The 12596-nt window shown below is 62.5% G+C and carries 11 protein-coding genes; all 11 read right to left on the minus strand.

The genetic code is table 11. The features are described from left to right. A partial coding sequence (locus BM403_RS25525) for a POTRA domain-containing protein (protein ID WP_305883482.1) occupies positions 1-407 on the minus strand: 407 nt, incomplete at its 3' end. A 557-nt stretch (positions 408-964) separates the two neighbouring features. Next, positions 965-3643 carry a pyruvate dehydrogenase (acetyl-transferring), homodimeric type gene (gene aceE / locus BM403_RS25530; protein WP_256577220.1) on the minus strand — a complete coding sequence of 893 codons (2679 nt, stop codon included), beginning with the start codon at positions 3641-3643 and terminating at the stop codon, positions 965-967. Between the two features lie 75 nt (positions 3644-3718). Next, positions 3719-4477 (minus strand): 3-oxoacyl-ACP reductase FabG, encoded by a 759-nt coding sequence (gene fabG / locus BM403_RS25535; RefSeq protein WP_175538104.1) that lies wholly within the window; start codon positions 4475-4477, stop codon positions 3719-3721. Continuing rightward, the gene (locus tag BM403_RS25540; RefSeq protein WP_012724358.1) at positions 4474-5919 is read right to left on the minus strand and encodes an FAD-binding oxidoreductase; all 1446 of its coding nucleotides are present in this window, start codon (positions 5917-5919) and stop codon (positions 4474-4476) included. Before BM403_RS25540 ends, fabG begins: the two co-directional genes overlap by 4 nt. Beyond that, complete coding sequence (locus BM403_RS25545; protein WP_012724359.1) at positions 5916-6785, minus strand: fumarylacetoacetate hydrolase family protein; 870 nt, start codon at positions 6783-6785, stop codon at positions 5916-5918. The genes BM403_RS25540 and BM403_RS25545 overlap by 4 nt, the downstream gene beginning before the upstream one ends. Then, positions 6773-7204, minus strand: coding sequence for an acyl-CoA thioesterase (locus tag BM403_RS25550; protein ID WP_012724360.1), 432 nt, complete (start codon positions 7202-7204; stop codon positions 6773-6775). Before BM403_RS25550 ends, BM403_RS25545 begins: the two co-directional genes overlap by 13 nt. 46 nt (positions 7205-7250) lie before the next feature. After that, the gene (locus tag BM403_RS25555) at positions 7251-9080 is read right to left on the minus strand and encodes an acyl-CoA dehydrogenase family protein (protein WP_093545617.1); all 1830 of its coding nucleotides are present in this window, start codon (positions 9078-9080) and stop codon (positions 7251-7253) included. Between the two features lie 30 nt (positions 9081-9110). Continuing rightward, positions 9111-10328, minus strand: coding sequence for a beta-ketoacyl-[acyl-carrier-protein] synthase family protein (locus tag BM403_RS25560; RefSeq protein WP_043205371.1), 1218 nt, complete (start codon positions 10326-10328; stop codon positions 9111-9113). Further along, positions 10328-10558: an acyl carrier protein gene (locus BM403_RS25565; protein ID WP_007936684.1), complete on the minus strand. Its 231-nt coding sequence runs from the start codon at positions 10556-10558 to the stop codon at positions 10328-10330. The genes BM403_RS25560 and BM403_RS25565 overlap by 1 nt, the downstream gene beginning before the upstream one ends. A gap of 46 nt (positions 10559-10604) precedes the next feature. Beyond that, positions 10605-11633, minus strand: a complete 1029-nt coding sequence (locus BM403_RS25570; protein WP_012724364.1) for a beta-ketoacyl-ACP synthase III — start codon at positions 11631-11633, stop codon at positions 10605-10607. Between the two features lie 56 nt (positions 11634-11689). Then, positions 11690-12583 (minus strand): DMT family transporter, encoded by an 894-nt coding sequence (locus BM403_RS25575; RefSeq protein ID WP_046036558.1) that lies wholly within the window; start codon positions 12581-12583, stop codon positions 11690-11692. Positions 12584-12596 lie beyond the last annotated feature (13 nt).

The raw sequence follows: 12596 nt of genomic DNA on the forward strand, positions 1-12596 counted from the left end.
GCGCGACTGGTGACCAGGCCTTTGGCCAGGTAGTGGTCGGTGATGACCTTGAGCAGATCATTGAGCTGCGGCACGCCAAGACATTGGCCGATGTAAGGCTTGATTAGGCTGGCGCGTTCGCCTTCGGACAGCGCGTCGGCGCCGCTGAGTTCAATGGTGTTGATGGCGAAACAGCGAGTGTCGGCGGGCGCTGCCGACTTGGCGGGGGCGGCGGCTTTGCCGGGCAGGTCCTTGAGCTCTTCGAGGCGGCGCTGTTGCTCTTCGAGCAGGCGATCCTGGCGATCACGGATCAGGTCGGTAACGCCTGGCGTGTCCTGCGGGGTCGCGCCTTGGGCCATCCCGGCCGTGCTCAGGCAAAAAAATGCGAACAGCAGGCAAAGCCTGGTCCGACGTACCGAACGCCACATTTCTAGATCCCTCTAAATGGCCTTGTGCCACTATTTTTTCGGCGATCTTAGAGTGGCGATTTGATGGCGTCAATTAAATGTATGATTTTGTTTCAGCGTTGAAATGTTGATATCAAGTCGCAAGAAGCGGTAGAGACCGAATTCACCGCGCAACCCTATCCCTGCGCGAGTCAACCTCGGGCACCCGGATTCTCAAGGCCGCCAAGCGCCCCCGCGAACAGCCATCGCTGATCAATAAAGATGTTCGCCGTGGGGGCCAAAATGGGGGCATCGAAAAGTTTTTCGGACCTTAAAAGACCGTTCCAGAGCCCAGTCAAAATGTTCTTCGGCGATCCTGAGAGTCTTTGATTCAAGCCGTCGCACACTTAAACGCTGGAGGATCGGGCACTCACAACGGCCCGCAAAAGAGCTGCAGGCACTGCTGCTGAGCCAGGTGGGTGGCGACCAGCAAAGTACGCCAACCCGCAAGGTCATATGACAGCATCTGCCATACAAGCCACAGCCAAAGATAACTGAGTTGGAACATCCCCCAGGTCAATCCTGGCTATCCATGGCGGTCAAGCATGGCGATTGTCCGCACCGCCCATGATGCAGCGGGCCTTGGCGACCGTATCTGCGGCCAGGCGCCCTTGCTCCACCAGTGCCTGCAGGGCCGTCAGGCAGATCGCCTGGCTGTCTACCTCGAAGTAACGCCGCAGGGCGCCTCGGGTGTCTGAACAGCCGAAACCATCCGTGCCCAGCACCTTGAACGGCGCACTGACATAGGGAGCGATGAGTTGCGTATAGGCCCTGACATAGTCCGTCGCCGCAACGACCGGCGCAGACCCGCCCAGGCATTGCTCGACATGCCCCAATGTCGTCTGCGTACCCGCCAGACGCGCGTGTTGGGCAGACCTGGCATCGCGTTCAAGCTCGCTGAAGCTGGTGACACTCCAGACCTGCACCGTCACGCCCCATCGCTCGCGCAGTCGGTTCGCCGCCGACAGCACTTCATTGAGGATCGCGCCGCTTCCAAGCAGGCGTACCAAAGGCGCTTCCGGCCCGGCGTCCAGTGTGTCGAGCAGGTACATGCCCTTGATCACATCCGCCTCGGCACCGTCCGGCAGCGGCCGCTGCAGGTAATTTTCATTGGTCACGGTGAGGTAGTAAAAGACGTCCTCCTGGGCGGTCATCATGCACTTGAGGCCATGGTCCACAATCACTGCCAATTCACCGGCAAAGGCCGGGTCGTAGGCTCGGCAGTTGGGCACGGTCGCCGCGACAACATGGCTTGAACCGTCTTGATGTTGCAGCCCCTCCCCGGCCAGGGTCGTGCGCCCTGACGTCGCCCCGATCAGAAAGCCGCGGGTGCGCTGGTCAGCCGCGGCCCAGATCAAATCGGCAACACGCTGGAAACCGAACATGGAATAGAAAATGTACACAGGCAGCATCGCCATGCCGTGGGTGCTGTAGGCGGTACCCGCTGCGATCCACGAAGACATCGCCCCAGCCTCGGTGATGCCTTCCTCAAGGATCTGACCATCGCGAGCCTCGCGGTACGACACGATAGAATCCTTGTCCTCGGGTGTATAAAGTTGGCCCTGGGGCGAATAGATACCGTACTTGTGGAAGAGATTGGCCATGCCGAACGTGCGCGCCTCGTCGGCCACGATCGGCACGATGCGCTCGCCTAACACCGGAGCCTTGAGCAATGAGCCCAACATGCGCACGAATGCCAGGGTGGTGGACATCGGTTTGCTTTCCCCGGCTGACGCAAAGCCCGCAAATGCGCTCGCCGCCGGCGTTTCCAAAGGCACTGCAACGCTGCTGCGGCTCGGTAGGTAGCCGTGGAGGGCCTGGCGACGGCTATGCAGGTAACGCATCACCAGGCTATCGGCTTCAGGTTTGAACAGACGGGCCGCGCGAACATCATCGTCGCTCAAGGGCAGCGCGAAGCGGTCGCGAAACGCCAGTAGCGCCTCATCGTCAAGCTGTTTCTGCTGGTGCGCAATCATCTTGCCCTGCCCCCAGCGCCCCATTCCATGACCCTTCTCGGTCTTGGCCAGGATCACTGTCGGGCGCCCCTTGCAGGCCAGCGCGGCCGTGTAGGCGGCGTGAATCTTCAACGGGTCGTGGCCGCCACGGCGCATTTTCTCGAGCTGGCTGTCCTCCAGGTGCGCGACTTTCTCCAGCAACCGTGGGTGTCGAGCGAAAAAGCGTTGGCGCCTGGCCGCGCCGTCCAGCGTGGAGAGCGACTGGTATTCACCGTCAACGGTAATGTCCAGGTAATGCTGGAGCACGCCATCATGGTCCTGGTCGAGCAGTGCATCCCACTCGCTGCCCCACAGCACTTTGATCACGTTCCAGCCGGCCCCCAGAAACTGCGCCTCAAGCTCTTCAATCACTTTGCCATTGCCACGCACCGGGCCGTCCAGACGCTGCAGATTGCAGTTGATCACGAACGTCAGATTGTCGAGCCCTTCACGTGCCGCCAGGCCCAGTGCTGCAAGCGACTCAGGCTCGTCCATCTCGCCGTCGCCAAAAAAGCCCCAGACGTGGCGTGTCGACGATGGACGCAGGTGACGATGTTGCAGATAGCGCATAAAGCGCGCCTGGTAGATGGCGCTGATCGGCCCCAACCCCATGGAACCGGTGGGAAATTGCCAGAAATCAGGCATTGACCACGGGTGGGGGTAGGAACACAGGCCCTCCCCGCCGACTTCGCGCCGGTAGTTGGCCAGTTGGCGCTCGCTCAAGCGACCTTCGAGGTAAGCGCGCGCATAGATACCCGGCGCTGAATGGGCCTGGAAGAACACCAAGTCATTGGTTTCCCCGCTGGGCCCGGCGCGAAAGAAGTGATTGAAGCCTACTTCGAACAGGTCGGCCGCCGACGCGTAGCTGGCAATGTGGCCACCCAATTCGCCCTCACGGCGGTTGGCCTGGACCACCATGGCCATGGCATTCCAGCGGACCCACGCCGCCAGCTGGCGTTCCAGTTCCAGGTCACCACTAAAGAGCCCTTGCTCACTGTGATGAAGCGTATTGCAGTAAGCCGTGCGCAATGTGGTAGACGCTGCAATGCCGCAACGCCCGGCCTGCTTGATCAGGCGCTGCAACAAGTAGCGCCCGCGCGCCACTCCAACGTGGCGCACGACGCCATCAAAGGCGTCCAGCCATTCCCTGGTTTCCTCGGGGTCGACGTCAACGGGAAGCTGCAGCGCAGCACCCAGGTGCATCCCCCCAAGTCTGGCATCCATTGTCATGTTGATAGGCTCCGAAAAATTCAAAGTAGCGCGTCGGCATCCGGTTCCGGCGAGTGCTCAGCCGACCGCTCAGGTCACCAGGCCACCGTCCACCACCATGACCTGGCCGGTCACGTAGGCCGCGTCCTGCGACAACAGAAAAGCCACCACCTTGGCCACCTCTTGCGGGGCGCCGAAGCGACGCATGGGGATCCGGCTTTCCATTTCCGCCACCCGTCGCTCGTTAAGCTTGCGGGTCATATCGGTGTCGATAAACCCTGGGGCGACGACATTGAGACGTACGCCACGGGCAGCGAATTCAACTGCCATCGAGCGCGTCATACCGATCAAGCCCGCCTTGCTCGCGCAATAATTGGCCTGCCCAGGGACGCCGATCAGCCCGGAAATCGAGGCCATGTTGACCACCGCACCAAAGCCCTGCTCGACGAACAGCGGCAACACCGCCTTACAGGCATGAAACGCGCTGTCGAGGTTGCTGCCTATCACGCTGTGCCACTGTTCGGCGCTCATGGCCAACGCACTGCGGTCCTGGGTGATACCGGCGTTATTGACCAAGCCCTCCAGGGCGCCAAAGTGCGCCACGCAACGCTTGACCGCCTGCTCGATAGCAGTGGCATCGCGCCCGTCGGCACGCACCGCCAGCACCCGGTCGGTGCCTAGTAACGCCGCCAGTTCTTCGGCCTGTTCCGTGTTATTGAGGTAGGTAAAACACACGTTCAAGCCCCGTGCCACGAGGTCTTCGACTACCGCGGCGCCCAGCCCGCGTGAACCGCCGGTTACTAGAACCGTACGCATTGAGCTACCAGCGCCGTTGGATGTATCGGTCATGGACGCGCCTCCCTGGCAGGTGTATCGAAGGAAAAAATCTTTCCGGGGTTGAGAATGTTGTCCGGATCCAGCGTGCGCTTGATCGCGCGCATCATCTCGACGGCGCCTGCACCTGCCTGGTCGACCAGGTAGCCCTGTTTGTGCAGCCCGATACCATGTTCGCCGGTGCAGGTGCCCGCGAGCCGAATAGCCCGTGCCACCAGCCGATCGTTCAGTGACTCGGCCAATGCCCTTTGCTGAGGGTCGTCAGGATCAATCAAGTAGCCGAAATGGAAATTCCCGTCACCCACATGCCCTACCAGGAAATACGGCAGTCCTGTCGCATCGACTTCAGCGATGGATTCAAGCAGGCACTCGGCGAGGCGGCTGATCGGCACGCACGTATCGGTGCTGATTGCGCGGCAGCCGGGCTGCGACTGAATCGCGGCAAAATAGGCATGGTGCCGGGCCGTCCATAGCCGCCGACGCGCCTCGACGCTGGTCGCCCATTCAAACGCTTGGCCGCCCCACTCGCCAGCAATCTCTTGCACAGCCTGCGCTTGCTCACGCACACCCAGTTCGCTGCCATGGAACTCCATCAGCAGCATCGGCGTCTCGGGCAGTTCCAGTTTGCTGTGCACATTGACCATGCGCACGGTGTTGGCGTCGATCAGCTCGATTCGCGCCACGGCGATACCGGATTGAATGACCTGGATCGCCACGTTGACCGCCTGGTCGATGCTGTCGAACGAACATACGGCAGCGCAGATCGACTCCGGCACCGGGTGCAAGCGCAAGGTGATCTCGCTGATGATGCCCAATGTGCCTTCGCTGCCAACCATCAAATGGGTAAGGTCGTACCCGGCGCTGCTTTTTTTCGCGCGGGTGCCGGTACGGATGACATCGCCGCCGGCGGTGACCACTTGCAGGGCCAGCACATTCTCTTTCATCGTGCCGTAGCGTACGGCATTGGTCCCACTGGCACTTGTGGCGCACATGCCACCGATGGACGCATCAGCCCCAGGATCAATGGGAAAGAACAGACCGGTACTTTTCAAGGCTTCTTCAAGCTGGCGGCGGGTTACGCCCGGCTGCACGGTGACGCTCATGTCTTCGGTATGGATCGCCAGGATCTGGTTCATCTGGCTCAGGTCAAGGCTGATACCGCCCTGCACTGCCAAGAGATGACCCTCGACCGACGACCCCGCGCCGTAAGCGATCAGCGGCACGCGGTGAGCGGCCACCAGGCGTACGGTGTCAACAATGTCCTCGGTGCTGCGGGCAAACACCACGGCCTGGGGCAACGGCGCATCGACATAGGCCGACTCGTCGCGGCCATGCTGCTCACGTATGGCCGTCGCGGTCGAACAGCGCTCATCGAAACGCGCAGCGAGCGCCTCGATCAGCTCGGCCGGCGCTTCACGCAGTACCTGAGGGGTAAAGGCCTGGGCGAGTTGGGTCATGTCACTTCCTTATAAAATGCGCGGCATACTTGACGCTGCGCGCCCAGGCCAACCACTTCGGCCTCGACCACATCGCCGTCGCGTAGAAACGGCTGGTCTGGTCGTCCCAAGGCCATGCCGCCCGGGCTTCCGGTGAGGATCACGTCACCAGGGTGCAGCGTCATGAAGCGGCTGAGGTAATGAATCAGATGAGGTACGTCGAAGATCATGTCCTCGCTGCTGTCACGCTGCATGACCTCGCCATTGACCCGGCAGATCAGTTCCAGCGCCTGGGGCGACGGCACCTCATCAGCCGTCACCAGGTACGGTCCCAGCGGGGCAAACCCATCGAATGATTTGCCCTTGATCCATTGCCCGCCCCGTTCCAATAACCAACTGCGTTCGGACAGGTCATTGGCGGTGCAGTAACCCAGGATGCAGGCGGCCGCGTCAGCGGGCGTGGCGAGGTACTGAGCGCGACGCCCGATGACCACGCCCAACTCCACTTCCCAGTCGGTCTTGTCGCCGTCGACTGGCAGCACCAGGTCATCAAACGGGCCTCCCAACGCATGCACCGATTTGCTCGACACAATCGGCTCTTCCGGCACAGCCATCCCGGCCTCCCGCGCATGCCGGTGGTAGTTCAGCCCGATCGACAGGATCTGCCCCGGCCGTAAGGCCGGGCCAATACGCTCGTGCTCGATATGAACCTGGGGCAGTTGGGCCCATTCCAGCGTGAAGCGCCGTGACAACGTCTCCATTGCCGCTACGGCCAGCGCTGCCCCAGTCCAGTCATTGACCCACTCACTGAGGTCGCGCACCGAACCATCGACGCCGACTGCGCAGGGCCGCTCGCACCCCGGTGCACCGACCCTCAGCAGGCGCATGACAGCGCCTTGCGTGGGTTGAGGAAGCGTTCGAAAAACGCCGTTTCCTCATCGCTCATGGTGCGCGGATAGCGGCCTTCGTAATTGAAGGGTGCCATGGTGGTCGATGCCAGGGCGCACAACGTGTCGCCGTCGCGCACTTCATACTCGATCGTTACGGCGGCGGCACGAACGTCCGAGACCCACATATGGATGGCCACGGGTTCATGGCGGTGGACCAGCGGGCGCTTGTACTCGATCGCATGCCTGACCACCACCGAGCCGCCGCTGAAGAAGGCATCGCCCTGCTCCGCGCCCAGGCGCCAGATAAAGTCCACCCGCGCTTCTTCGAGCAAGCGCAGGAACGAAACATTGTTGACCACCCCATACACGTCCATATCGGACCAGCGGACGGGGCATTGATAAATATGTACAGACATGGAAGTCTCCGCAGTGGCCGAAGGGGCAACGCGTGCGCTGGCGGTATTAGTCGACATTCGCGTGCACCTGCTTGCAGAACGCTTGGATATAGTCACCTTCTGCGATGGGCGCACGCAGTAGCTCAGGCGACAGGGCAAAGCCGTCGATCAGGGTCGACACGCAAGGGCGCAGGGCTACGCACTGCTGGTCGATCCTCCCTGGCAGCGACAGGGCCTGGCCGGCGTCGATAAGCTCATGAGCCAGAAACCACGCTGCGTCACGCTGCAGCAGGTTCAGGCCATAAAGCGATGCCAGGCCATTGAGCGCCGCCTTGGCCTCGTCCTGCTGCGCATGCAGCGCGGCACTCCAGAGTTGCTCCAGAGCCAAACGTTCACCACGCAGACGTGCAAGCTCAAGGCCGGGGTTCATGGCGTCGTTCCACACCTCGAAATAGCCGCGCTCGTCAGCGTTCATCTCCTCGCGAACCGTCAGCCACAGCTGGTACTCGCGAAAGGCGATAGCAGCGATCAACCACTCCGGCTCGGCCAGACGCCGCGCACGTGCTGGCCGCAGCGGCAACGGACCTTGCCAGGCCTGGGCGAGCAGTTGGCCGGCTACGGTCGCAAGCAGTACCAGGTTGTCACCTTCGGCCGTTACCAAACCTTGCAGCAGGGAACCGTAATCGGCGATGCGGTTAACGCTGAAAATGCCTTGTGCTCCACATCGCTCGCGGCACTCGGCGATAACGGCGGAGGCATCCCAAGTCGCCAGTGCCTTGGTGATGTTGATCAGGCTGACGACATCGGCAGCCGGCTCAGCTGTATTAGCCAGGAAACGTGCCTTGGCTTCGTTGAGCAGCAGCGTCATCGCATAGGTGCAGGCCAGTGCCGAGAACATCGCACGCTGGTAGCTGCGGTATTCGATGACCGGCATGTCGTTGGTCCCCGGGGCGTTGGTCAGCCGTTGCTGTCCATAGCGCAACGCGATGTACAGGCTCGCGCGACTTGCGCCCTGGGCGGCGCTGGCCACGCAAAGGCGGCCTGGCACGATCCGCGACATGGCGCGCAGAAAGCGCGACCGGGCATTGCCTGCGCCGAGCACGAAGCTGCCATCTTCAGCGAAATGGCCCATGTCGCCGTGCAGCAGGCTGCTACGGGGCACACGCACGTTGTCGAACCAGGTCAGGCCGTTGTCCAGCCCTTGCACCGGTTTCTCCGGGCACAAGGCCGCGCGGATACCGGGGCATAGGCCTGCCTCAGTGGACAGCCTGATCAGGAACGGAAATACGCCGTGATCCTTGCCTTCGATTTTCAAGCGCGCCATCACGGTCGCGACTTTGGGGATATCGCCGAACCCACTATAGGACATGTACTTTTGCGCACCGGCACTCGGCGTGTTGAGCGTGAAGGTCTGGCTATGGCGGTCATACACCGCCTCGGTCTGCAACGCCGCGACGTTATTCCCAAAACCCAGTTCAGTCGCCATATAGGGGCCGAACGAGGTCAGTTCGTCCAGCGCCTCGGTGAGCCCGGCGATGTCCGGACGGCCCTGGGCATGATCGAATACCGTGCCCAGGCACAGGTTGTAGTGGACCATCAGCAGCGAGAAGCTGGCGACGTCCAACAGGCTTGGCCATTCCGCCAAGGCAAACAGCCGACGCGGGTTAGCCAGAATCTGCAGCGGGCGTTCGAGCGCCGCGTGCACATGGCGGCTGCGGGCATAGGCCAGCCGTCCGGCTTGCTCCATGTTCAGGCCCGGCTGCGGGTCGAAGATCGGGTCGAGCAGCACCTCGCGGATGCTCTGGTGATGGCTCTCGAATGTGCCGGCGAATAGCAGGTCGCGCAGTTCGTCGCGCGCCAAGGGGGCGACAGTTCCCGGGTTGCTTGGATGAGTCATGACATGTCCTGTGCAGTGAGCAGCGAGGTCTCAGGCGGCGAACACCAATGAGACATTCTGGCCGCCAAATCCGAACGAATTGGAAAGCGCCACCTTGATCGGCTGCGCACGCGCCTGGCCGTGCACCAGGTCAACCGTTATCTGCGGATCGGGGTTGCGCAAGTTGGCCGTCGGCGGCAGCAGCCCGTGTTCAAGCGCGAGCAAGGTGTAGGCCGCCTCGATGGCACCGGCAGCGCCCAGCAGATGCCCGGTGACGCCTTTGGTCGAACTGACCGGCATGCGTGCACCAAACAACTCGGCGATGGCACGCGACTCAATCACGTCGTTGCCCGGCGTCGACGTGCCGTGGGCATTGACGTAATCCACTGCGTCAGCCTCGATACCGGCATCGCGCAACGCCGCCTGCATCGCCAGGCGGGCACCGAGCCCCTGGGGATGGGGCGTGGTGACGTGGTGAGCATCTGCCGATGCGCCATACCCAAGCAGACGCCCGTGGCTGCGTGCACCTCGGGCGCGGGCATGCGCCTCGGACTCAAGCACGAACATCCCCGCGCCCTCACCGATGACGAAGCCGTCACGCGCGACATCGAACGGGCGCGATGCGCCGCCGGCATCGGTGTTGCGCGACAACGCCCGCATCTTGGCAAACGCGGAAACATACAAAGGGGTGATCGGTGCTTCCGCACCACCAGCCACCACGATATCGCAGAGCCCTCGGTTGATCAGGTCCTTGGCCATGCCCAGTGCGGAGGCCCCTGACGCGCAGGCCGAACAGGGGGCCAAACATGGACCGCGTGCGCCCAGCTCAATGGCAACCTGCCCGGCGGCCATGTTCAACAGCCCCATGGGCAGAGTCAGCGAGGACACATCGTCAGGCCCCTCAGCAATCAGCACCGCGTGCTGCTGCTCCAGGGTGGCGGTGCCCCCAGCCCCGGAGCCGATGATCACCGCCACACGGCTCTCATCTTTCCAACTGCCGGCCTTGAGACCAGCATCCTCCAGGGCCTGGCGCGCTGCCAGCAAGGCGAACTGCGCATAACGGTCCCACTGCCAGGGGCTCTTGACGCCCAGCAAGGCGCTGTCAAAACCGGGTACACGGCACGATATCTCCACCGGCATCGCTTTGAGGGTCTTGTCCGGCGTGGCCGTGGCTTCACCTGCCACCACCCGCCGCCAGTTCGCCTCGATACCGATGCCGGCGGGCGTGACCAGGCCGATACCGGTCACAACCACCGCTTCGGCGACCATCACGCTTTACCGTTGGCCAGTGCCAGAACGTCACCGACAGTGGCGACCTCCGACAGCTGCGCATCGCTGATCTGCACACCCAGTTTCTTTCTCAGCAACTGGGCCAGGTCGACCTGCGACAGCGAGTCGAAACCCAGGTCTTCAAGGGAGGCATCAGGGACGATACGGCTTTCTTCGATGTTGAAACGCGCGGCAATGGCTTGGGCGATAGCTTCGTTACTTACGGTCATCACATGACTCCTGTTGTGTGGAACTGTAGGTTGGGAAAAGTCTGAATCAGTCCTGCCACTCGCTGTTGCGGGTAGTCAGTTGCGGCCAGCGCAGTACGGTCGAGCCCCACGAGAGGCCCGCGCCGAATGCACTCACCAACACACGTTGGCCGGCCTTGAGGTCGCCGCGCAGGGCCAGGTCGTTGAGAAGCAGCGGGATGGAGGCTGTCAGGGTGTTGCCCAGCCGCTGGATATTCACCGCCACCTTATCTGCGGGAAGGCCAAGCTCGAATGCCACGGATTGCAGGATGCGCACATTGGCTTGGTGACCGACGAACCAGTCGACCTGGTCCAGCGACCAGTGGGAGCGGTCCAGCACGCTCTGGGCCGATGTGGACATGCGTGCAACGGCCTGCTCATAGACCGCGCGACCGTCCATGTGCAGATAGAACTCACCCGGCGCTACCGCTTCATGGCCCAGCCCGGCGCTGGCCGAACGTTGTCGCGAGCCGCCGGCTGGGATGGCCAGCAGGTCCGAATGGGCACCGTCGCTGCCGAGGTCGAAGCACCCGAGCGCGCCGGCCTCGTCCACCTCGCCACGGCGCAGCACCACGGCACCGGCACCGTCACCGAAGATCGGTCGGGTGGCGCGGTCTTGCGGGTTGACGAAGGTGGTAAAGGCTTCAGCGCCGATCAGCAGGACACTGTCGGCGATGCCCGCGGCAATCAGTCCGGAAGCAGTGGCCAGCCCATACACGAAGCCGCTGCAGGCAGAGGTGATGTCATAGGCGGCGATGTCGCCCAGGCCCAGTACCGACGCCACTTCTGGCGCCACCGCCGGGCAGATGCGCTCCGGCGAGGTGGTCGCAACCACCACCGCCTGCACCGCCCGCCCCTCTGCCGAGGCGAGCGCACGGGCGCCGGCCTTGATGGCCAGGTCAAGCATGCTCAACCCATCACTGACCATTCGACGCTCACGAATGCCCGTGCGCGATTCTATCCATTCGGGCGTGGTATCCAGCCCGCTGGAAATTTGCTGATTGTCAATTATCTTAGGCGGAAGGCAGCCTCCCAGGCCACACAAGATCACAGTCACGATCAACTCCCTTGATTTAACGATGGTTCAGATGGTGTGTGGTGTTGGGCCCAGCCCTAGGTCACTTCCTGACGCGGGGCACGGCCCAGCGACCAACCAAAATTCATGCCCGCCGCCGCCAGCAGGATCGCGCTCGCGCCAAGCACTTGCAGGGCACTGAGCGGATGGGCGAAGGCAACCCAATCGACCAGGATGGCGACGATCGGATAGATGAACGACAGTGCGCCGACCAGCGCCGTGGGGATTTTCTGGATGGCGCTGTACAGCAGGGTCGACATGAGCCCGGTATGGACCACGCCGATAATGATCAAGTATGTCCAGGCGCCCTCGACCGTATCGACGCTGCTGAAATCCACGAACGGCGCCAGGACCAGCACACCTACCACCATCTGGATCAGCACGATCAGGTGCGCGGGCAGGCCCTTGAGGCGCTTGGTGATCGCCGCCGCCACGGCGTAGAAAAAGGCCGAAGCCAGGGCCAGGCAGACGCCAAGCACATAGTCGGCGCCGGGGGCCTGCCCACTACCCTTGGCGGACACGATCAGCATCAGCCCGGCGAAGGCCAACAGCAGCCAGCCAACCTTGGCGGCGCTGAGGCGCTCAGCGAAAAACAGCACACCCAGACCGACTAGCATGAACGGCTGAACGTGGTAGACCACCGTGGCGATGGCGATAGAGGAATGTTTGTAGGCACTGAACAGCAGCACCCAGTTGAGAATCAGCGCCACCCCGCCCAGGCACACCAGAATGAACTGCCGGGCGGTGATCAGCGAGCGACGCAGCACCCCAAGCACCAGGCACGCGACCAGCATCGCCATGGCGCCGAATACGCAACGCCAAAACACCACGGCCTCCGGGCTCTGCCCCGACATGATGACAAACCAGCCCACCGTGCCGGAGATCACCATGGCCGAAATCATTTCGAGCGTCCCACGGGTTTGCGACTTCATCACTCACTGCTTC

Origin of the sequence: Pseudomonas sp. OV546 (assembly GCF_900116845.1) — a bacterium.
GTDB lineage: Bacteria > Pseudomonadota > Gammaproteobacteria > Pseudomonadales > Pseudomonadaceae > Aquipseudomonas > Aquipseudomonas petroselini.